Origin of the sequence: Mesorhizobium sp. 8 (assembly GCF_006351905.1) — a bacterium.
GTDB classification, from domain to species: Bacteria; Pseudomonadota; Alphaproteobacteria; order Rhizobiales; family Rhizobiaceae; genus Mesorhizobium; species Mesorhizobium composti.
Genome location: NZ_CP040914.1, coordinates 1199542 through 1220989, shown reverse-complemented (window position 1 = coordinate 1220989; position 21448 = coordinate 1199542). Strand labels below are relative to the sequence as shown.

General features: G+C 67.5%; 20 protein-coding genes and 1 riboswitch. Of the genes, 6 read left to right on the top strand and 14 right to left on the bottom strand.

Features of this window, described 5'->3' with window-relative positions:
* Positions 1–154: 154 nt before the first annotated feature.
* Genes FGU64_RS05735 through cbiE form a run of 5 tightly spaced genes read right to left on the bottom strand, consistent with a single transcriptional unit; the run spans position 155 to position 4623 of the window.
* On the bottom strand, positions 155–1477 hold the full coding sequence (locus FGU64_RS05735; RefSeq protein WP_139951241.1) for a cobyrinate a,c-diamide synthase: 1323 nt from the start codon (positions 1475–1477) through the stop codon (positions 155–157).
* Positions 1474–2259: a uroporphyrinogen-III C-methyltransferase gene (gene cobA / locus FGU64_RS05730; protein WP_139951240.1), complete on the bottom strand. Its 786-nt coding sequence runs from the start codon at positions 2257–2259 to the stop codon at positions 1474–1476. Before cobA ends, FGU64_RS05735 begins: the two co-directional genes overlap by 4 nt.
* Positions 2256–3014 (bottom strand): precorrin-4 C(11)-methyltransferase, encoded by a 759-nt coding sequence (cobM, locus tag FGU64_RS05725; RefSeq protein WP_139951239.1) that lies wholly within the window; start codon positions 3012–3014, stop codon positions 2256–2258. Before cobM ends, cobA begins: the two co-directional genes overlap by 4 nt.
* Positions 3011–3397 carry a cobalamin biosynthesis protein gene (locus tag FGU64_RS05720; protein ID WP_136353951.1) on the bottom strand — a complete coding sequence of 129 codons (387 nt, stop codon included), beginning with the start codon at positions 3395–3397 and terminating at the stop codon, positions 3011–3013. The genes cobM and FGU64_RS05720 overlap by 4 nt, the downstream gene beginning before the upstream one ends.
* On the bottom strand, positions 3394–4623 hold the full coding sequence (gene cbiE, locus FGU64_RS05715; RefSeq protein WP_139951238.1) for a precorrin-6y C5,15-methyltransferase (decarboxylating) subunit CbiE: 1230 nt from the start codon (positions 4621–4623) through the stop codon (positions 3394–3396). The genes FGU64_RS05720 and cbiE overlap by 4 nt, the downstream gene beginning before the upstream one ends.
* A gap of 150 nt (positions 4624–4773) precedes the next feature.
* Between cbiE and FGU64_RS05710 the strand changes: the two genes are divergently transcribed.
* Positions 4774–5541 (top strand): cobalt-precorrin-6A reductase, encoded by a 768-nt coding sequence (locus FGU64_RS05710; protein WP_139951237.1) that lies wholly within the window; start codon positions 4774–4776, stop codon positions 5539–5541.
* On the opposite strand, the gene FGU64_RS05705 is transcribed toward FGU64_RS05710, so the two are convergent.
* The 9 genes from FGU64_RS05705 to FGU64_RS05665 form a co-directional block, all read right to left on the bottom strand.
* Positions 5505–6269: a precorrin-3B C(17)-methyltransferase gene (locus tag FGU64_RS05705; protein WP_139951236.1), complete on the bottom strand. Its 765-nt coding sequence runs from the start codon at positions 6267–6269 to the stop codon at positions 5505–5507. The genes FGU64_RS05710 and FGU64_RS05705 overlap by 37 nt on opposite strands.
* The gene (locus tag FGU64_RS05700) at positions 6266–7036 is read right to left on the bottom strand and encodes a precorrin-2 C(20)-methyltransferase (RefSeq protein WP_139951235.1); all 771 of its coding nucleotides are present in this window, start codon (positions 7034–7036) and stop codon (positions 6266–6268) included. Before FGU64_RS05700 ends, FGU64_RS05705 begins: the two co-directional genes overlap by 4 nt.
* Positions 7033–7665, bottom strand: a complete 633-nt coding sequence (locus FGU64_RS05695) for a precorrin-8X methylmutase (protein ID WP_139951234.1) — start codon at positions 7663–7665, stop codon at positions 7033–7035. The genes FGU64_RS05700 and FGU64_RS05695 overlap by 4 nt, the downstream gene beginning before the upstream one ends.
* A gap of 1 nt (position 7666) precedes the next feature.
* Entirely contained in the window at positions 7667–9082 is a 1416-nt protein-coding gene (cobG, locus tag FGU64_RS05690; protein ID WP_139951233.1) for a precorrin-3B synthase, read from the bottom strand.
* Positions 9079–12933 (bottom strand): cobaltochelatase subunit CobN, encoded by a 3855-nt coding sequence (gene cobN, locus FGU64_RS05685; RefSeq protein WP_246671249.1) that lies wholly within the window; start codon positions 12931–12933, stop codon positions 9079–9081. Before cobN ends, cobG begins: the two co-directional genes overlap by 4 nt.
* A gap of 166 nt (positions 12934–13099) precedes the next feature.
* The gene (cobW, locus tag FGU64_RS05680; protein ID WP_139951232.1) at positions 13100–14137 is read right to left on the bottom strand and encodes a cobalamin biosynthesis protein CobW; all 1038 of its coding nucleotides are present in this window, start codon (positions 14135–14137) and stop codon (positions 13100–13102) included.
* Positions 14134–14535 carry a DUF1636 family protein gene (locus FGU64_RS05675; RefSeq protein ID WP_246671324.1) on the bottom strand — a complete coding sequence of 134 codons (402 nt, stop codon included), beginning with the start codon at positions 14533–14535 and terminating at the stop codon, positions 14134–14136. Before FGU64_RS05675 ends, cobW begins: the two co-directional genes overlap by 4 nt.
* A 77-nt stretch (positions 14536–14612) precedes the next feature.
* Positions 14613–14816, bottom strand: a riboswitch (cobalamin riboswitch).
* A gap of 49 nt (positions 14817–14865) precedes the next feature.
* The gene (locus FGU64_RS05670) at positions 14866–15786 is read right to left on the bottom strand and encodes a DUF930 domain-containing protein (protein WP_139951231.1); all 921 of its coding nucleotides are present in this window, start codon (positions 15784–15786) and stop codon (positions 14866–14868) included.
* An 88-nt stretch (positions 15787–15874) separates the two neighbouring features.
* Positions 15875–17098, bottom strand: a complete 1224-nt coding sequence (locus FGU64_RS05665; protein ID WP_139951230.1) for a crosslink repair DNA glycosylase YcaQ family protein — start codon at positions 17096–17098, stop codon at positions 15875–15877.
* 335 nt (positions 17099–17433) lie between these two features.
* On the opposite strand from FGU64_RS05665, the gene FGU64_RS05660 reads away from it, so the two are divergent.
* The 5 genes from FGU64_RS05660 to FGU64_RS05640 are packed head-to-tail and all read left to right on the top strand — an operon-like array spanning position 17434 to position 21435.
* The gene (locus FGU64_RS05660) at positions 17434–17799 is read left to right on the top strand and encodes an NADH-quinone oxidoreductase subunit A (protein WP_136353105.1); all 366 of its coding nucleotides are present in this window, start codon (positions 17434–17436) and stop codon (positions 17797–17799) included.
* Positions 17790–18371, top strand: coding sequence for an NADH-quinone oxidoreductase subunit B (locus FGU64_RS05655; protein WP_136353107.1), 582 nt, complete (start codon positions 17790–17792; stop codon positions 18369–18371). Before FGU64_RS05660 ends, FGU64_RS05655 begins: the two co-directional genes overlap by 10 nt.
* 5 nt (positions 18372–18376) lie before the next feature.
* Positions 18377–18982, top strand: a complete 606-nt coding sequence (locus FGU64_RS05650) for an NADH-quinone oxidoreductase subunit C (RefSeq protein WP_139951229.1) — start codon at positions 18377–18379, stop codon at positions 18980–18982.
* 8 nt (positions 18983–18990) lie between these two features.
* The gene (locus tag FGU64_RS05645; RefSeq protein ID WP_139951228.1) at positions 18991–20181 is read left to right on the top strand and encodes an NADH-quinone oxidoreductase subunit D; all 1191 of its coding nucleotides are present in this window, start codon (positions 18991–18993) and stop codon (positions 20179–20181) included.
* Positions 20182–21435, top strand: coding sequence for an NADH-quinone oxidoreductase subunit E (locus FGU64_RS05640; RefSeq protein WP_139951227.1), 1254 nt, complete (start codon positions 20182–20184; stop codon positions 21433–21435). It begins immediately after the preceding gene.
* Positions 21436–21448: the final 13 nt, after the last annotated feature.

The following is a 21448-nucleotide window of genomic DNA, read 5'->3' as shown; positions in this document are numbered from 1 at the left end:
ATTTGTGTGCGATGTCGGCTTCTAACCAGAGATGTTGGCAGTTGACTAGGACGGCGATGCTGGGACCCTTCTCCCCGTGAACGGGGAGAAGGTGGCGGCAGCCCGATGAGGGGCGACGCCCATCGGTGCACGCAAATCGTATATCGATTGCCGCTCATTCCACTTCATCCCGCGCGATCGCATGGAAGAAGGTGCCGCTGACGTGACCGCGCCGAGCGCCGGCGGGGCCGAGTGGGCGGCCTTCGCCATCGGCCATGTCGGCCAGCGGCGCGTCGTTGCCGGGCTCGGTGATGCGGGCGTAGTGGAATTCGTGGCCGCGCACGCGTGTGCCGGCCGGTCCCAGCGGGCAATCCGCCAAAAGGTGCGCCTGCCGGTAGCCGAGGTTCATCTTGCGCCTGGCGAAGGAGGTGGAATGGCCGAGCAGGCCGAGCATGCGGTGCGTGGTTCCGTCGGCATCTTCCAGTGCCTCGCCGAGAACCATGAAGCCGCCGCACTCGCCATGGACCGGCTTTTCGCGCGCGAAGGCCGCCATGCCGTCGCGAAAATTTTCGGCGGCGGCGAGCCTGCCGGCATGCAGTTCCGGATAGCCGCCCGGCAGCCAGCAGGTGTCGCAATCGGCCGGCGGCGCCTCGTCGGCGAGCGGGGAGAAGGGCATGATCTCGGCGCCAGCCGCACGCCAGCGACTGGCGACGTGCGGATAGACGAAGGTGAAGGCGGTGTCCTCAGCCAACGCGATGCGCTGGCCGGGTGGCGGCAGGGCAGCGGCAAAGCTGCCCGCCTGCGGCGCGAGCGGTTCGGCGAGCCGCATCACCGCGTCAAGGTCGATCGATTTCTCCACCATGTCGGCCATCTTGTCTATGAAGGCATGCAGGCCCGTATGTTCGGAGGCCTGCACGAGGCCGAGATGCCGTTCGGGCATGGTGATGTCGGGATCGCGCTGGATGGCGCCGACCACCGGCAGGCCGAGCGCTTCGACCGCCTCGGCGCACAGGCGCCGGTGGCGTTCGCTGCCCAACCGGTTCAGCACGACACCGGCGATACGCACCGCCGGATCGTAGGTGGCGAAACCCTTGGCGACGGCGGCGGCCGTGGTCGACTGGCCGGAGACGTCGAGCACCAAAAGGGACGGAATGCCGTAAAGCCGGGCGAGATCGGCGCCGGAACCGGTGCGACCGGCATCGGCCGGAATGCCGTCGAACAGGCCCATGGCGCTTTCGGCGACGATGACCTCGGCGTCGGCGGAGGCGTCTTTGGCCAGCGCGTTGAGCAGGGAAGGGGCCATCGCCCAGGAATCGAGGTTGACGCCGGGCAGGCCGGTCGCCGCCTCATGGAAGCCGGGATCGATGTAGTCCGGCCCGGACTTGGCGCCGCGCACGCGCACGCCGCGTCGGGCGAGCGCCCTGAGCAGGCCGATGGTGACGCTGGTCTTGCCGGAGCCGGAGCGCGGCGCGCCGATCAGGATCGCGCGGGCGGTCATTGGGGGCTCCGGATCCGGTCGCGGAGCGCGACGATGCCGCCGACGACGATGAGCGACGGCGAGACGACGTTTTCGCGCGCCGCGGTTTCCGTCAAGGTGCCCAGCGTGGCGACGACAGTGCGTTGCTGCGGCAGCGTGGCGTTTTCGATCAGCGCGCAGGGTGTGTCGTCCAGCAGGCCGCCAGCGCGCAAATCGGCCACCGTCTCGGCCAGATGGGTCAGGCCCATATAGATGACGATCGGGTGGCGGGTGCGGGCAAGTGCTGCCCAATCCGGCCGGTCGTCGGAGACGGCGGCGAAGCCGGTGGCGAGGATCACCGCGCCGTTGACGCCGCGCATCGTCACCGGAATGCCGGCGGAAGCCAGTCCGCCGAAGGCCGATGTGACGCCGGGCAGGATGCGATAGGGAATGCCGTGCTCGACCAGTGCGGCCGCCTCCTCGCCGCCGCGCGCGAAGACGGTCGGGTGGCCGCCTTTCAGCCGGACCACCTTGCGGCCTTCCTTGGCCAGCCTGACCAGCAAGCCGTTGATGTCGGCCTGCGGGATCGACAGGCGGCCGCCGCGCTTGCCGACGAAGAATTTTTCCGCCTGTTCGGCGACGGCGACGATTTCGTCCGAGACCAGCGCGTCATGCACCAGCGCGTCGGCTTGCGCGAGCGCCGCCAGCACCTCCAGCGTCAGCAGGCCGGGATCACCCGGCCCGGCGCCCGCCAGCCAGACATGGCCGGCTTCGAGGCGCGGCTTGTGGGCGACGAGTTTGGCGGCGGTGTCGGAAAGGGTCATGCCCGCCCCCTGAAGCGGCGCTGGTAAGTGGCGTCGTAGAGCGAGCTTTCGGTGAACTCTTCCGCCGCCAACGAGCGGCCGACGAAGATGATGGCGCTGCGCTCAATCGGCTCGTCGGCGAATTGTTCGGCGATCGTCGCCAGCGTTCCGCGGATGATGCGTTCCTCAGGCCACGAGGCGCGGAAGACGATCGCGACAGGGCAGTCGGCGCCGTAATGCGGCGTCAACTCCTCCACCACCTGCTCCAGCGCATGGATGGCGAGGTGGACGGCGAGCGTCGCGCCGGTGCGGCCGAAATTGGCGAGGGTCTCGCCCGGAGGCATCTTCGAGGCGCGGCCGGAAACGCGCGTGAGAACGAGGCTTTGCGCCAGTTCGGGGATGGTCAGTTCGCGCCGCAGTGCCGCAGCGGCGGCGGCGAAGGAAGGCACGCCGGGGGTGAGCGTGTAGGGGATGCCGTGCTTCTCCAGCCTGCGGATCTGTTCCGCCACGGCGCTCCACACCGAAAGGTCGCCCGAATGCAGCCGCGCCACGTCCTGTCCGGCAGCGTGGGCGGCGACGTATTCGGCCTCGATCTCGTCCAGCGACAGCGGCGCGGTGTCGACCAGCCGGGTAGTCGGCCCGCAATGGGACAACAGATCCGGTGCGACGATGGAGCCCGCATAGAGGCACACGGGGCATTCGGAAAGCAGCCGCGCGCCGCGCAGCGTGATGAGGTCTGCCGCGCCCGGTCCGGCGCCGATGAAATGCACGGTCATGCGACGTCTCCCGCAACGGCGATGGCGCAGGTGACGGGGCCGACGGCGATGCGCGGGCCGAGCAGTGTCGCGTGCTGTCCGGCGGCGGCAAGCGCCGCCGTTTCGGAGATGGAGGGCGTGCCGGTCGCCTGCAACGACGGCACGGAGCGGGTCAGCGCGCGCAGCGAAACGGCGCGCAGGGCGGCGTCGTCGACCAGAAGCAGAGGCAGTTTCAACGTCTTTCCGGTGGCGGCGATTGCATCCTCGGCATGCTTGAAATGTGCCGTCGCCAGCGCGGACAGGGCCGCTGCGGACAGGCCGTGGGTGGCGAGCGCCGCTTCCACGGCAGCCAGAACCTGTCCCTGATCGACGCCCTTGCGGCAGCCTATGCCCGCGACCATCATGGTTTCGTCCAACTCCATTGCGTAACCGGCAGGGCCGGGCGCCATGCCTGCATCGAGCCGACGGCGCCCGCACGCGAGACGGCGATGCGCGTCAGATCGCCGCCGAGCCTCGCCTGGGTCGCGATGAGCAGCGCTTCCATTTCGAGCGTCACGGCGTTGGCGACCAGCCGGCCGTGCGAGGGCAGGGCGGCGACCGTCGCGTCGAGTACGCCTTCGTCTGTGCCGCCGCCGCCGATGAAGACGACGGACGGTGCCGGCAGGCCGGTAAGGGTTTCCGGCGCCTTCCCCTCGGCCACCTGGAGGTGGGGCACGCCGAAGGCGAAAGCGTTGCGGCGGATACGGGCGGCGCGCTCCGGATCGGCCTCGATGGCGATGGCTTTGAGCGAGGGATGCGCCAGCAGCCATTCGATGGCGATGGAGCCGGAGCCGGCGCCAATGTCCCACAAGAGCTCGCCCTGCCGGGGCGCCAGCGCCGAAAGGGTGACGGCGCGCACCTCGCGCTTGGTGATCTGGCCGTCGTGCTCGAACAGGTCGTCGGTGCGGCCGGTTGTCAGCGGAATGATGCGGGCCTGCGGGCTGGATTCAACTTCGATGGCCAGGACGTTGAGCGGATTGATATTTTCGAGGTCGAACGCATCGGCGTCGGCGGTGCGGATGCGCTCGTCCGGTCCGCCCAGCGCCTCCAGCACGGTGAGCCGCGAGGGGCCGAAGCCGAGCGTAGAGAGAAGGGCGGCGATTTCCGCCGGTGCCTCGCCGTCGGAGGTCAGCGCCAGAATGCGCGCCTTCGCGTGCAGCAGAGGGCGGATCAGATCAATGGGGCGGCCGTGCAGCGAAACCGTTTCAATGTCCTGCAAGGCCCAGCCGAGGCGGGAGGCGGCGAGCGAGAAAGAAGACGGCGCCGGGATGGTCCGCATTTCGGTCGCCGGCACCAGCCTTGCCAGCGTGACGCCGACGCCGTGGAGAAAAGGATCGCCTGAGGCAAGCGCGCAGACCTTTTTGCCGCGCAGGGCCACCACGGCGCGCATCGTGCTGTCGAAGGGAACCGGCCAAGGCCGCGCCTCGCCGGTGACGAGGCCAGCCGCGAGCGCAAGATGGCGGGCGCCCCCGAAGACGAATTCGGCCGAGGCAATCGCCTGCTTGGCGTTCTCGCCAAGACCCGCTACACCGTCCTCGCCGATGCCGACGATGGTGAGCCACTGGATATTGGGCTGGATATTTGGGGACATTGGCGCTGCCCCTCATCTGCCTGCCGGCATCTTCTCCCCGTGAGTTACGGGGAGAAGAGACAAGCGGCGACGCTGGTGATCCCCTCTCCCCGTCCTTACGGGGAGAGGGTAAGGGTGAGGGGCTCTTTCAGCGCAAAATGGTGGCGACAAATGACCCACAAAATCCTCATCCTCGGCGGCACGGCCGACGCGCGGCAGATCGCGGCAGCGCTCGCCGCGCGCGGCGATTGCGCGGTGGTGCTTTCTCTGGCCGGGCGCACCGAAAATCCCGTCGGGCAGGGCGTGCCGGTGCGGGTCGGAGGATTCGGCGGGGCCGAAGGGCTGGCGGCTTACTTGAAAGAAAACGCCATCGGCCTGCTGGTCGACGCCACGCATCCCTATGCTGCGCAAATATCCACCAACGCCGAGCGTGCGGCCGGCGAGACGGGCGTGACCATAGTGGCGCTGCGCCGGCCCGGCTGGGAGCGTGTCGAGGGCGATCGCTGGAGCGAGGTCAACGACGTGCCGGCGGCGGTGGCGGCGCTGGGCCAGGCGCCCCGGCATGTCTTCCTCGCGCTCGGTCGGCAGGAGGTCAACGCTTTCGAAGCGGCGCCGCAGCATCACTATCTGATCCGCTCCGTTGATCCGGTCGCCCCGCCGCTCGCTGTGCCGGATGCCCAATACATCTTGGCGCGCGGGCCGTTCGAGACGATGGACGAACTGGCGCTGCTGGAGCGCCACGGCATCGATGCTCTGGTGTCGAAGAACAGCGGCGGGGCAGCCACATACGGCAAGATCGCCGCGGCGCGGGCGCTCGGTGTCGAGGTCGTCATGGTACGACGGCCGCGCTTGCCCGACGTGCCTTCGGCGCCGACGGTCCATGATCTGGTTTCCATGGCTACTCATATGCTCGGACCCGTGGCGGAACGCGGCGTGTAGACCAGCGTCGAGCGGCCGTCGCGCTTGATGATGCGGGTTTCGGGCGAGCCGATGATGACGCAGGTGGCCATGTCGGCCTTGCCGGGATCGGCAAGCGCCAGCGGCAGTACCTCGATGCGCTCGTCCGGGCGCCCGGCGGCGCGGCCGAAGATCACCGGAGTGGTGCCGGGCAACACGGCGGCCAGGCATTCGAAGGCGCGGCCGAGTTGCCAGGGGCGCGCCTTTGAGATCGGGTTATAGAGGGCGATGACGAAGCCGGCGCCGGCGGCGGCCAGCAGGCGAAGCTCGATCAGATCCCAGGGCTTGAGATTGTCCGACAGCGAGATGGCGCAGAAATCGTGGCCGAGCGGCGCGCCGGCGCGGGCGGCGACCGCCAGCATGGCGGTGACACCGGGCACGATGCCGAGTTCGATGGAGCGCCATTCGGCCGGCCCGGCCTCGATCGCCTCGCAGACGGCGGCCGCCATGGCGAAGACCCCCGGATCGCCGCCGGAGACGACGGCGACGCTGTGACCCTCGGCGGCCTTTTCCAGCGCTTCCTTGGCGCGGGCCAGTTCCTCGCGGTTGTCGGAGGCTATGCGGGTCTGGTGGGTGCCGAGATCGAGCCGGTCGACATAGGGCTTGTAGCCGTAGAAGAACGTGGCCTCGGCGACGGCGCGGCTCGCTTCCGGCGTGATCTGCTCGGCGCTGCCGGGGCCGAGGCCGATGACGGTGAGCCGGCCGCTCACAGCACCGCTCCCGAGGCCGACGCGGAGCCGGGCCGGTCGAGCCAACCGGCGACCAGCACGATGGAGAAATAGGGCGCGTTGTCGTCGGCCTTGTCGGCAAGCCGTGTGGAGGCGCCGTTCGCCATGGTGCCGCGCTCGACATAGACGGCGCGCTCGAGCTTGCCGGTCGCGGCCAGCGCACGCCGGATTTTCGGCAGGTTGCGGCCGACCTTCATGATGACGGCGGCGTCGGTGTCTTCAAGCCGGCGTGCCAGCTCGGCTTCCGGCATGGTGCCGGGCAGGACGGTGAGCACATCGTCGCCCTGCACGATCGGCTGGCCCGTCGTCGACCAGCAGCCCGACATGGCTGTGACGCCGGGGATCACTTCGGTCGGGAAGCGGTGTGCAAGGCGCACATGCAGGTGCATGTAGGAACCGTAAAACAGCGGGTCGCCTTCGGAGAGCACTGCCACCGTGCGGCCGGCTTCCAGATCCGCCGCGACCTTTGCGGCCGACTCCTCGTAGAAGGCGAGGATCTGCGCCTTGTAGTCGGCGTGGTCCTTGGCGATCTCGGTGGTGACCGGATAATGCAGCGGCAGTTCCGTCACGCCGGGCTTCATGTGGGCGGCGACGATGGCGCGGGCGTTGCCGTTGGCGTTGCGCTTGGCGAAATGGGCGACGACGTCGGCGTCGCCGAGCGCGCGCACCGCCTTCAGTGTCAGCAATTCGGGATCGCCGGGGCCGGTGCCGACGCCGATCAGACGACCGGATGCAGGCAGCGCGCTCACAGCCCCGGCCTCGCCAGTGAATTGAGGGCGGCGGCAGTCATGGCCGAGCCGCCGAGGCGGCCGCGCACGATTGCCCAAGGCACGCCGTAGGAATTCTCGGCCAGCGCGTCCTTGGATTCGGCGGCGCCGACGAAGCCGACCGGCATGCCGACTATCGCCGCCGGCTTGGGGGCGCCGTCGCGCAGTTTTTCCAGGAGGTAGAACAAGGCGGTCGGCGCGTTGCCGATGGCGACGACCGCGCCCTTCATGCGCTCGCCCCACAGGTCGATCGCTGCGGCGGAGCGGGTGTTGCCGATCGCCTTGGCGATTTCGGCGGTGCGCGGGTCGCGCAGCGTGCAGATCACCTCGTTGCCGGCCGGCAGGCGCGCGCGGGTGACGCCGTGCGCCACCATCTCCGCGTCGCAGAAGATCGGCGCGCCGGCGGCCAGCGCGGTGCGCGCGGCGGCGACGAAATCGGCTGAAAAAGCAAAATTCTTCGCCGCCTCGACCTGGCCGCAGGCATGGATCATGCGGATGGCGACGTCGGCTTCGGTTTCGGAGAAGCGCGACAGGTCGGCCTCGGCGCGGATGATGGCGAAGGAGCGTTCGTAGATCGCGTTGCCGTCGCGGATATAGTCGTAGGCGGTCATGTCATCCTTCAGCGAAGGCGGTTGCGATTGCCACCGCGCCGAGACGGGCGAGGCAGGCGGCGGCGGTCTCGTCCGGGCGACGCTCGGTTTCGACCAGCGCTGCCACCCGGCCGATGCCGCGCGCGGCGTCATAGCGTGAGGCGTAGCCGGCCGGAAGGGTTTTCGCCGTTCCGTTGACGACAAGTCCGGCGCCGTTCTCGCCGCCGACGAGCGTCAGGGCCGCTGTGCCGGGATGGGCGCAGCCCTTGGCGCAGCCGGAGACATGCAGCGTGAAGGAGCCGTCGAGCAGGTCAGCGTCCTGCTGCGCGATCTGTTCGGCCAGCGGACGCGTCCCCATGTGCGCCGAAGTGCAGGCCGGAGCACCGGGACAGGCGGCGATGAAGAGGCGCGGATCGGCGGCGTCGGTGACGAAGCCGAGCGCGGCGGCCTTGGCTTGAAGGGTTGCGGCGGATTCGGCGGCGGGGCCGAGCAGGAGCAGCGTGCGGCCGGGTGCGGCGCGAATTTCGGTCGCGCCGAGATCGGCGGCGGCTCGTGCCAGTGCGGCAAGCGTTTCCGCAGGCATCGAGCCGAAGGGCAGGGCAATGCCGAGGGCGTGGGTGGCATTGGCGAGGGGGAAGGTGCCCAGGGGAGAGGCGGAGTCGAGCGGTGGCAGTCGCGCCACCCCTCCCAACAAGGAGGAGGGGGACAGGTCCGCGCCATCGTTTCGGCCATCCGGGGCAGCTTGGCTGTCGTGGGATTCTCCTCCCCCTTGCGGGGAGGGGTTAGGGGTGGGGGTATACCCGGCGACGATATTCCTTCCACGCCCCTCGCGCCCAAGGGCCGCAATGGCCTTGAGCGTTTCGAGGGTCGTTGCGACGGCATCCGCCTTGGCAAACAGGCCGACCGGCCTTGCTGTATCGGCGGTGCCGCCGACGGCCAGATGCCAATATGTTTCCTGCTCACGCCGAACGGCCGTCAGCCGCACGTCGGCCAGAAGCGCGCCCATCCCGACGCGGCCGCCGCCATCGACGACCAAGGAAACCTTGGGGCCGAGCCGGCGTGACAGGCCGGCGCTTTCCACGGCAGTACGGATCGCCTCCGCCAGTGGGCGCGGATCGGCAATTTCGTCAGGATCGATGCCGGCCAGTGGGCTGGTCTCGACCGGCACGCCGGTGCGCACGGAAATGCCCAGCGCGTTCACGTCTTCGGTAAGAAGAAGGGCGCTTTCCGGCGTCAACCCGCGAATCTGGATCGAGCCGCGCTGGGTAATTTCCATGATGCCGTTGCCGTGGCGGGCAGCGGATTCGCAAAGCCCGATCAAAGCAGCGGTGGGAAGACCAACTGCGACCGGATTGAGGCGCACCAGCAGGCCGTCGCCCGTCTGCATGGGTGCTGACAGGGCAGGGCAGGCGCCGCGCCTTTGCGCAAGGCCGGTCATTCGGCAGCCTCGGAGGAGTTGGCAGTCGAGACTGCGGAAGAAGACTCTTCTTGAGGACCCCCACCCCTAACCTTGCCGGGGCGAGCCACGGGTCTCGCCCGTCCTTCGGACCCCCGTAAGGGGGAGGGGAAGCTGCCGCCTGCCAAGTCCCCCTCCCCCTTGAGGGGAGGGGTTAGGGGTGGGGGTGATTCCGCCGACTGCGCGGTTTCAGCCTCGGCGATCAGCGTCGCAAGATCGTCGTCGATGGAATTGCGCAGCGGGTGCCACAGGCCGCGCCGGCGCGCGGAGAGAAAACGTTCGGCGATGACCTTGGCGGCCGCCGGGTTTTCCCTGAGCAGGAAATCACGGACCTGTTCGTCGCCGATATAGGCGTCGTGCACGGCCTCGATCAGAGCACCCGGAATGGCGTGGGTCGTCTCGGCAAAGCCGACCAGCCGGTCCACCGTCTCGGCGAATTCGGCGGCGCCGCGCGGGCCGTGCCGCATCTGGCCGTCGATGAAGCGCTTGTTGACGGCGCGTGCCCGCACCACCCGGCCGACCGCTTCGGCCACCGAGCGCGGCTTCGGCTTTAGCGGGTGGGTGGTGTCGAGCACGATGACATCGGCCTTGCCGCCAAGCGCGGCGACCGCAGCGGAAAAACCGCCGATGAAGGCGACGTCGGCCGAACCTTCGAGGATGTCGCGGCCGGGATCGTCGCCGCTGTGGACGAGCAGGTCCGCCTCGGCGATGCGGCCGGCGAAGGCGTCGGGCGCGGCAGTTCCATCGCCCTCGGCGCCGCCATAGGCGTGCGAGGCGGCATCGAGATAGGCGCGGCCGAGGTCCTCTCGCTGCTCCCAGGCCCCGCCTGCGAGCAGGCTTTCCAGCCCGGCGCCGTAGGTGCCGGGCGAAGAGCCGAAGATGCGCGGCTCGACCTTGCCGGTGGCGCGGCGCGCAGCGGCCAACGGGTTTTCTGAATCGTCCTCGTCGCGTTCGGCGACGGCGCGGGCGGCGGCGTCGATCAGCGCGATCTGGGTCGGGAACATGTCGCGGAACAGGCCGGAAATACGCCAGGTGACGTCGATGCGCGGGCGGCCGAGCGAAGCCGGCGGCAGCACCTCGATGCCGGTGACGCGGCCGGTGGCGGCATTCCACTGCGGCCGGCAACCCATCAGCGCCAGCCCCTGCGCGATTTCCTCGCCGCCGGTGCGCAGCGAAGCCGAACCCCACAGGTCGATGACCAGCGCGCGCGGCCAGTCGCCGTGGGATTGCAGGTACGAGGTGACGATCTCGTCGGCCGCCGCCTTGCCGAGATCGAAGGCGGTGGGCGTCGGCATGGTGCGCGGATCGGCGGTGAAGAGGTTACGACCGGTGGGCAGCACGTCGCTGCGGCCGCGCGCGGGCGCGCCGGACGGTCCAGCGGGAATGTGGCGGCCGTCGAGCGCGGCGAGCAGGTTCTGCTTTTCGGCGGCGGCGCTGGCGAGGCGCAGGGGGTCGGATTCGCCCTCGGTCGCGCGGCCGTAGACGTGCAGCCCGTCCTTGATGGCGAAATCCTTCAGGTCGCACAGCCAGGCGTCGATGCGGCGCAAGGCTTCGTCGGGCGCGTCTGTTCTCGCCACGCCGGCCTCGGCGGACAGGCCGGTGGCCTGCGCCGTCTCGACAATCAGTTTCGCCAGCCGGTCGCGGCGGCGGCGGTCGAGGCCGTCGGCCTGTGCATATTCGTCGACCAGCCGCTCCAGTTTCTGCTGGTTCTCGTCCAAGCCAGCGCTCGCCAATGGCGGCGGCAGGTGGCCGAGGGTGACGGCACTGATGCGGCGCTTGGCCTGTGCGGCCTCGCCCGGATTGGAGACGATGAAGGGATAGATGACCGGCAGGGACCCGGTGACGATTTCCGGAAAACAGCTTTGGCCGAGTGCTACGGTCTTGCCGGGCAGCCATTCCAGTGTGCCGTGGGCGCCGACATGGACGATGGCGTGAACGGCGAGCTTTTTCCGGAGCCACAGGCCGAAGGCGACCAGTTCGTGACGGGGAGGGAGCGTCGGGTCATGGTAGTCGGCACGGCGGTCCTCGGAGCGGCCACGGTCGGGGGCAAGGGCTACAGTGACATTGCCGAAGGAGAAGGCGCGGAAGGGGAAGTGCGATTGCCCCTCACCCTTACCCTCTCCCCGTAAGGACGGGGAGAGGGGGGCGCCGGCATTGGAGTTTCCTCCTTCTCCCCGTTCCCGACGGGGAGAAGGTCCGGCAGCGGATGAGGGGCCGCTCAAAGCGTCGATATTACCCCAGGCCTGCTCGACGGATTCGCGTGCGGCGGCAGGCAAATCACTGAAATGGGCGGCATAGTCGGCAATATCCATGCCCTCCTCGCCCCGCTCCAACATCTCCAGGAATGCGCGCGGCGAATTCGGAATCCCTTCAACGGCATAGCCGGCCTCCTTCAGGTCGTGCAGCATGGCGAGCACGGAAGCGGGCACGTCCAACCCGACGGCATAGCCGGTGCGGCCGGGCGCACTGGGATAGTCCGGGATCAGGACGGCGACGCGGCGATCCTCGCGCGGCGTGCGCTGCAGGCGCAGGAAGGCGGCGATGCGGCCGGCGACCTGTTCGACGCGGTCGGGTTCGGCTCGGTTGGCGACGGCGCGGAAGCCGAGTGCGGGGTCGGCCTCGCCCTCGGCCTTGAAGGAAATCGCACCGGCGAGGATGCGGCCGTCCAGTTCCGGCAGGACGACGTGCATGGCGAGGTCGGCGGGGGCGAGGCCGCGCTGGTTGGTCTGCCAAGCCTCGCGCTTGGTTGTGGCGACGATGACCTGGAAGACCGGCACGCCGGCGCGGTTGAACAGTGTTTCGGCGCCGGGTTCTGCACCGGAAGCGAAAGCCGTAGCGGTGACGATCGCCGAGGGGCAGAGTTCGGCGAGTGCGGCTTCGACAAAGGCTAGCGAGGCGGAGTCCTTGAGGCTGGATACGAAGATCGGTACCGGCGCCATGCTCTTGTCGCGGAGGGCTTGTGTCAACGCATCGATGGGGGCGGCGTCGGCGGCTAGAAGCATCGAGCGGTAAAAGAGGATGGGGACGATAAGGCTTTCCTCCCCCTTCGAGGGGGAGTTGCCTTCGAAGGCGGCGGAAGGGGGCCTATGAACTATCGAGGGGGGGACAGGCGATGGCCCTCGCTCTATGGCGGGCGACCCCTCCCGCCTCGCTTCGCTCGGCACATCCAGCCCTCGGCTATGGCCTCGGGCGTTCGAGCCCTTTGAAAGCTCCGCTGGAGCTTTCAATTCGCCTTCGGCGAACCGGGCTCTTACCCCCTCAAGGGGGAGGGGAACCACTCCCACGCCCGGCTCGTAATATCCGGCCTTTGGCACCTCCACGGGTGGACTCGTCTCGATATCCTGTCCGGCGAGCGCCGCCATGCGGCGCACCAGTGCGCGCATGTTGTCGGGGCCGCCTTGCCGGAAATAGCCGAGGAGGCCGGCGAGTTCGTCGGCCGGCAAGGTGGAAGCTTCGGCGAGGCGGGCGTCGGCGTCACGGTCCTCGCCGGGAAGCAGGGCGAGCCTGATGCCTTTCTCCCGCGCCAGTGCGGCCAGCCGGTCGCAGCCGTAGCGCCACCAGTCGTAGCCGCCGAGGATGCGCACGAGGATGATTTTCGCGTGCGCCGCCACGCTGTCCAGCCAGAGATCGACCGACATCGGATGGCGCAGGTCGCGCAATGCCGCCAGCCGCATCGAGGGCAGGGCATTGGCGTCCTGCTTCCATGCTGCCGCCAACCCCGAAAGGTCGCTGTCCGTGAAGGACAGCGCCACCATGTCGGCCGGCTGCTGGCGCAGATCGACCGGTTCGGCGATATCGTCGAGCGAGGCTGAGGTGGTGGTCAGGATGTGCATGAGCGCCTGACCATTTTGTCGGAAGGGCGTCGGCCCCTCTCCGTCTCGGCTTCGCCTCGACACCTCTCCCCCGCGCTGCGGGGGCGAGGAAAGGCGTCAAGTTCCCCGCCCCCGGAACGGGGGAGAGGTGGCTTGCGAAGCAAGACGGAGAGGGGGGCTGCCGCCATCACCCCACCAGTATCTTCTCGATGGCCGGCTGGTTCAGGCCCTTGAGGCCGATGACCACCAGCCGCGAGCGTCTGTCCTCGCTGGGCGCCCAGGCGCGGTCGTAGTAGTGGTTGACGCGCGGGCCGACGGCCTGCACCAGAAGCCGCATCGGCTTGCCGGTGACTTCGACGAAGCCCTTCAGGCGCAGCACGTTCTCGGCTTCGGCAGCCGCCGCGACACGCTTCGCCAGTTCGTCCGGGACGGTGATCGACGGGATTTCGACGACGAAGGTGTCGAAGTCGTCGTGTTCGTGGTCGCCCAGCCCGTCGTGATGGCTCTTGCGGTTCTCGATGTCGTCCTCGACCGCCAGCGCAAGGCCGAGCAACACGGACGGATCGACCTTGCCTTGCGAGGTCGGCACGATTTTCACCGCCGGCTTCACATGGTCGCCCAGGATGGCGTTGGCCTTGGCGGATGCCGTGCCGTCCATCAGGTCGCTCTTGGACAGGATGATGAGATCGGCGCAGGCGACCTGGTCCTCGAACACTTCCTCCACCGGGTCGTCGTGGTCGAGGCTGTCGTCGGCGGCGCGCTGGGCGGCCAGCGCCTCCATGTCGGAGGCCACCTGGCCGGCGGCGAGCGCCGGGCCGTCGACCACGGCGACGACGCCGTCGACGGTGACGCGGCTCTTCACGCTCGGCCACTGGAAGGCCTGCACCAGCGGCTTGGGCAGCGCCAGCCCGGAGGTTTCGATGAGGATATGGTCGACCTTCGGTGTGCGCGCGAGAATCTGGTCCAATGCCGGGACGAAGTCGTCGGCGACGGTGCAGCAGATGCAGCCGTTGGACAGTTCGACGATGTTTTCCTCCGGGCAGGTGTCGATGCCGCAGCCTTTCAGGATTTCGCCGTCGACGCCGACATCGCCGAACTCGTTGACAATTAGCGCCAGCCGCTTGCCCTTGGCCGTTTCGAGCAGGTGGCGGATCAGCGTCGTCTTGCCGGCGCCGAGGAAGCCGGTGACGACAGTGCAGGGAACGCGGGCGGCGGAAGCGGTCATGGGACGTCCTTCGTGAAAGCAAGGGGAGGGATGCGCGCGACGAGACCGCGCTTGAGCGAATCGGGGCGGCCGCGCCAGGGGATCAGACCGTCCGTGGAGGTCGAGAAAAGCCGGGCGCCGGCGACGAGATCGGCGCCGCTGTCGGGCGCGAGGTCGCCGAAGACGTAGCTCCAGCAGCCGTCGCGCAGCAGTGCGGCCGACAGCCGGCGCTTGCAGTTGCCGAGGCATTCGACGGTGCGCACGCTTATGGCGTCGTTGCTTGCGGCACGCCGTGCATCCTGCGCCAGAAGACTGCCGGCGCGCGGATGGGCGTCGGAACCGGTTTCGTCGCGGCAGGTCGCGCAGACGAGGATGGTGACTCCGCCCGCGACTGGGACGTCACGCTCGCTTTCGGACACAGGGGCCGCCGGTTCAGCCGGGAAGATGCCGTCGCGATCCAAATCGGGCTCCTTGTCCGGGACACCCGCCGGACGGTCGGATTCTGCATTCGGACGGCAGGTCTCCTGGCTTGCGGGTCGCCGCCCTTGCCGCCTTCCCGGACAATTCCAGTGGCTTTCGGCGCGGGCTCGTCGCTCACAGTTGCGGGGACAGCCGCGGCTTTGGAACCTCGCGATCCCGCACCGCATTCCCTCTTAGCTTCTTCCTGTTGGGGAAGAAGACCATCCGATGCGGATTTAGGCCGTGGGCAAGCTGACTGTCAATGTCGGCTTCATCGGCGCGGACGGCTCTCATCGCGAGGGCAGGCCGCGCCGCTGCCATTCGCCGGGCGGGATCGGTTCACCGATGCGGAAGGCGAAGGACACCACCTTCGTCGCGTCGGCGTCGACCTCGCAACGGTAGCTCAGGTCCCGCCATTGGCCGTTGGCGCGGAATGCCACGCCCGGAACGTCGATCACGTTGCCGGATTCCAGCCGGGAGGACGGCAGGAGGTCGGCAAAGTAAGGCGGGACGTTGCGCAGTAACTGCTCGCGCAGTTCCGACACGCACAGCGTGGCTCCCCGCGCGCTGCGTGGCAGACCGCCTATCGCGGTCGTCGCCAATGCATTGCCGGTCGCCGACGGCGAGAACAGTTTTTTCGCTTGCCTGAGCTTCGGGGCGCCCGGCTTTTTGGCGGTCTCTTTCGGTCGCGCCGCCTCAGCCGGCCTGGCGGTCGGGGTCACGGCCGCGTCCGGCAGTGCAAGCTCGGATTCTGAGTCGTCGGCCTCCGTGTCTTCCTTTTCGGCCTCGGTCTGCTCGTCCAGCGGTTGTTGCATATCCGAAGGCTTCGCTTCTTCCTCGGCGCTGCTTCCTTCGAGTGATTTTTTGGGACCGCTGTCCTTTTCGCCGTATTGGACGACGGGATTGAAGCTGGGGACCGGGCTTGGAGATACCGGCGTTTCCTTTGCGGGGGGAGGCGGCGGCGGCGGTTCGGCTTTCTTTTCAGGTGGCTTTTCGGCATCCGGCCTCGGTGCGGGAGGCTCCGTCTTGGGCTTGGGGGGCTGCTCGGGCGGCGGGACGAGATCGACGCTGACCGTCTGGTCTTTCTCCGGTTTGAGGAGGGAGTGCGGCAGTCCGAAAATCAGCAGTGCGAGGATGACGAGATGCAGCCCGGCCGAAACGGGCAAGGCAAATCCTGAAAGCCAGCGCTGCTCTGGTCTGTCGTCCTGCATCGCGATCTATGTGGATCGGAATGGTGGCGGCACAATGTGCCGGCGGGCAAACGCAGCGCGTACAGGTTCAGGCGCCCGATGACAACAGTCAGGCCCTTTTGGCGACGGGTTGGCCGGCCAGATCCAGCAATGCCGGGCCAAGATCGCCGGCCGGGATGATCTCCAGCTGTTCGAGGCCGAGCCAGCCTTGCATGCGCTGCAATTCCTCGAAGAGATGCGCGGCGGTGTCGGCGGGCGCGGCCTCTTCCGCATAGGCGGCGTGGACACGCAGCACGCTTGCCGGACGGTCGGCGCGCAGGTCGACACGGGCGACGATGCGGTCGCCGAGCAGGAAGGGCAGGACGTAGTAGCCGTATTGCCGCTTTTCGGCCGGCGTATAGATCTCGATGCGGTAGCGGAAGCCGAACAGCGCCTCGGCGCGGGCGCGTTCGAAGACGACCGGATCGAAGGGGGCGAGCAGCGTGCGCGCCTCGATGCGACGCGGCATCCTGGCATCCTTATGCAGGAAGGCCGGCCTGTTCCAGCCTTCGACGCGCACGGGCTTGAGTGTGCCGTCCTCGACCAGTTCGTCCAGCGCCGTCTTCGTCTCCCCGGGCGCGAGACGGAAATAGTCGCGCAGGCAGGCATAGGTGCCGACGCCGTGGGCACGGGCGGACATGGCGAGCAGTTCGCGATGGGCGTCGCGCGCCGAGGGCACCGGCAGGTCGAGGACGGATTTCGGCAGCACCCGCTCGGGCAGGTCGTAATAGCGCTCGAAGCCGCGTCGCGAATGGGTGGTGATGAGCCCTGCCCAGAACAGCCATTCGAAGGCCGCCTTGGCGTCGCTCCACCCCCACCAGCCGCCCTTGCCCTTGTGGCCCTCGATGTCGGACGCCGGGATCGGGCCGCGCGTCTTCACCTCATTGTGAATGTCCTCGATGAAGGTGCGATTGCCGTCGGCCCATTCCGCAAGCCCCTTGTAGATTTCGGCGGGATCGTTGGCACGCGCCCGTTCCATGCGCCATTGCAGCAGCGGCCAGGTTTCCACCGGCAACAGCGAAGCCTCATGCGCCCAGTATTCGAACAGCAGCCGCTTGCGGCCGACCGACGCATCGTCCAGCAGCGAAACGGGGTAGGGGCCGAGCCGCGAATAGAGCGGCATGTAATGCGCGCGCACCACGGCGGCGACGGAATCGATCTGGAACAGGCCGGTGCGCGCCAGCACGCGTTTGAGGTGCCGGCGGTCCGGTGTGATGCCCGGCCCGGCGTCGGCGAAACCCTGTGCGGCAAGCGCGATGCGGCGGGCCGCCGCGAGCGAGATTTTTTCCTTCATGCGTTCCGAATTCCGGCCTGGCTGGCAGCCTCACCGCCATTTGATTCCCGTCATCCTAACAGGCCGGCGGCAGTATTCGTGTCAGGAGAAAAAGTGGAGTAAAATACGAAGGAAATCAAACGGGAGCGGTTCGGTGCGGTTTTGCGTGATCTGCCGCGACGGCACGTAAATTTGGCCAATGTTTGACTTGCTTCGGGGGGATCGCTGCGCTAACCCTCGCCGCGTTGCAGCATGGACTTTTTAAAGCGGTTTAGCGGTGAAACGCCGCGCTTCCGGACCATCGTTTCGTGCTGTAGGTTTTTGCAGCGGGGTAACCGCGCAAGGAAAGTCGGAGCATGAACGCACTCATCGGCTCTTATCTGCCCGTCGTCATCTTCATAGCGGTGGCGATGGTCGTCGGTCTGGCACTGATCGTGGCGCCGTTCCTGATTGCCTACCGCAATCCCGACCCGGAGAAGCTGTCGGCCTACGAGTGCGGCTTCAATTCCTTCGACGACGCCCGCATGAAGTTCGACATCCGCTTCTATCTGGTGTCGATCCTGTTCATCATCTTCGACCTCGAGGTCGCTTTCCTGTTTCCGTGGGCCGTTTCCTTCGGCGAGATCGGCATGCTCGGCTTCTGGTCGATGATGGTATTTTTGGCGGTGCTGACCATCGGCTTCGTCTATGAGTGGAAGAAGGGAGCGCTGGAATGGGATTGAACCCGAACCCCGGCACGCTCGTCGCCCCGCAGCCGAAGGGCATTCTTGACCCTGCCACCGGCAAGCCGGTCGGCTCGACCGATCCGTTCTTCGTCGAGGTCAACAACGAGTTGGCCGACAAGGGCTTCCTCGTCACCTCGCTCGATGCGCTGATCACCTGGGCGCGCACCGGCTCGCTGATGTACATGACGTTCGGCCTCGCCTGCTGCGCGGTGGAGATGATCCACAAGGCGATGCCGCGTTACGATTCCGAGCGCTTCGGCATCGCGCCGCGCGCCTCACCGCGCCAGTCCGACGTGATGATCGTCGCCGGCACCCTGACCAACAAGATGGCGCCGGCGCTGCGCAAGGTCTACGACCAGATGCCGGAGCCGCGCTACGTCATCTCGATGGGCTCGTGCGCCAACGGCGGCGGCTACTATCACTATTCCTATTCGGTGGTACGCGGCTGCGACCGCATCGTGCCGGTGGATATCTACGTACCCGGCTGCCCGCCGAGCGCGGAAGCGCTGCTCTACGGCCTTCTTCTTCTGCAGAAGAAGATCCGCCGTACCGGCACGATCGAGCGGTGAGACCCATGAGCGAAGCTCTCAGCGACCTGGCCGCCCACCTGCGCGAAAAGCTCGGCGAAGCCGTGCTCGACAGCGTGATCGCCTATGGCGAGTTGACTGTGCAGGTCGCGCCGGCCGACCTCGTCAAGGCGGCGACCTTCCTGCGCGACGATGCGAAGTGCCGCTTCGTGTCGATCATCGACGTTTCGGGCGCCGACTATCCTTACCGCGATCAGCGCTTCGACGTGGTCTACCACCTTTTGTCGCCGACCAAGAACCTGCGCATCCGCCTCAAGGTGCATGCCGACGAGGAGACGGTGGTGCCGTCGGTCACCGGCGTATGGCCGGGCGCCGACTGGTTCGAGCGCGAGACCTACGACCTCTACGGCGTGCTGTTCTCCGGCCATCCGGACCTCCGGCGTATCCTCACCGACTACGGCTTCGAGGGGCATCCGCTGCGCAAGGACTTCCCGCTCACCGGCTTCGTCGAGGTGCGCTACGACGACGAGGCCAAGCGGGTGATCTACGAGCCGGTGGAATTGAAGCAGGAATTCCGCAACTTCGACTTTTTGTCCCCGTGGGAAGGCACCGACTACGTGCTGCCGGGTGACGAGAAGGCCAAGACGAACTGAGGCGCGGCATGGCCGAAACATCGGTACGCAACTTCAACATCAATTTTGGACCTCAGCACCCTGCGGCGCATGGTGTTTTGCGCCTCGTGCTGGAGCTCGACGGCGAGGTTGTCGACCGCGTCGATCCGCATATCGGGCTCCTGCATCGCGGTACCGAGAAGCTGATGGAGGCCAAGACCTATCTGCAGGCGGTGCCCTATCTCGACCGGCTCGACTATTGCGCGCCGATGAACCAGGAGCACGCCTACTGTCTCGCCGTGGAACGGCTTCTCGGCATCGAGGTGCCGAAGCGCGGGCAGCTGATCCGGGTGCTCTACTCCGAGATCGGCCGCATCATGAGCCATATCCTCAACGTGACGACGCAGGCCATGGACGTCGGTGCGCTGACGCCGCCGCTGTGGGGCTTCGTCGAGCGCGAGAAGCTGATGGTGTTCTATGAGCGCGCCTCGGGTTCGCGCATGCATGCGGCCTATTTCCGGCCGGGTGGCGTGCACCAGGACCTGCCGAAGCAGCTTCTGGAGGATATCGCCCGCTGGATCGACCCGTTCCTGAAATCGATCGACGACCTCGACGAGCTTCTGACGGAAAACCGCATCTTCAAGCAGCGCAACGCCGACATCGGCGTGGTGTCGCTGGCGGATGCCTGGGCCTGGGGGTTCTCCGGCGTGATGGTGCGCGGTTCGGGCGCGGCCTGGGACCTGCGGAAGTCGCAACCCTACGAATGTTATGCCGAGATGGATTTCGACGTTCCGATCGGCAAGAACGGCGACTGCTACGACCGCTATCTGATCCGCATGGAAGAGATGCGGCAGTCGGCGAAGATCATGCGTCAGTGCCTCGACCTGCTGCTCGGCAAGGAATCCACCGGGCCGGTGTCCAACATCGACGGCAAGGTCGTGCCGCCCAAGCGCGCGGCGATGAAGCGGTCGATGGAATCGCTGATCCATCACTTCAAGCTCTATACCGAGGGCTACCGCGTGCCGGCGGGCGAGGTCTATGCCGCCGTCGAGGCGCCGAAGGGCGAGTTCGGCGTCTATCTGGTGGCCGACGGCACCAACAAGCCGTACCGCGTGAAGCTGCGGGCGCCGGGCTTCGCCCATCTGCAGGCGATGGATTTCCTGTGCCGCGGCCACATGCTGGCCGACGTTACCGCCGTGCTCGGCTCCCTCGATATCGTTTTCGGTGAGGTTGACCGCTAAATGTCCGTACGTCGTCTCGCAGAAGCCAGCGTCCAGCCCGCCAGCTTCGCCTTCAACAAGGCGAACACGGCGGCGGCGAAGAAGTGGATCGCCAAGTATCCGAAGGGCCGGCAGCAGTCGGCGATCATCCCGCTCCTGATGCTGGCGCAGGAGCAGGAAGGCTGGGTCACGAAGGCTGCGATCGAGTCCGTCTGCGACATGCTCGACATGCCCTATATCCGCGGGCTCGAGGTTGCGACCTTCTATACGCAGTATCAGTTGAAGCCGGTCGGCACGCGCGCGCATATCCAGGTCTGCGGCACGACGCCCTGCATGCTGCGTGGCGCCGGCGAGCTGATGGACGTGTGCCGGTCCAAGATCCATCACGAGCAGTTCCACACCAATGCCGCCGGAACGCTGTCGTGGGAGGAGGTCGAATGCCTCGGCGCCTGCGTCAACGCGCCGATGGTGATGGTGTTCAAGGATACCTACGAGGACCTGACGCCCGAGCGCCTGGCTGAGATCATCGACGCTTTCGAGGCCGGCAAGGGCGCCTCGATCAAGCCGGGGCCGCAGATCGACCGCTTCTATTCGGCGCCGGAAGGCGGCTTCATCGCGCTGAAAGACGAGAAGGCTGTGCTGAAGTCGACGCGCGACAAGCAGGCCAAGGCGGCCGCCAAAGCCGCCGAGGTTCCGCCGTCGAACGCGGCCAAGCCTTCCACCGACAAGGCCGAGACGAACCCTTCGCTGAAGGCGCCCGCCAAGCCGAAGCCGAAACCCGCCGCCGAGGCGATTTCGCCGGCTCCGGCTTTCGACAAGAAGAAGGCGGACCAGGCCGAGCCGGCGGTCGAAGGCGTCAAGGGCAAGCAGCGGACACGGCCGATCCCGCCGCAAGGCGCGGCGAGCGCCTACAAGGCGCCGGAAATGCTCAAGGGCGAGCCGATCGGCGCCGCCAGCAAGAAGGTGGTGACGAAGGCCGCGAAGCCGTCGCTTGAGGACAAGAACCGCCCCAAGGGCATCGCAAAGCCCGCGGCGGTGGACGATCTCCAGTTGATCTCCGGTGTCGGGCCGAAGAACGAGAAGATCCTGCACGATCTCGGCATATTCACCTTCGCGCAGGTGGCTGCGTGGAAGAAGGCCGAGCGCGACTGGGTTGACGCCTACCTGAATTTCCACGGCCGCATCGAGCGCGAGGATTGGACCAAGCAGGCCAAGGCACTCGCCAAGGGCGGCGTGGCCGAATACATCCGCGTCTTCGGCAAGAAGCCGGTCTGAGGAGCGAGAAACG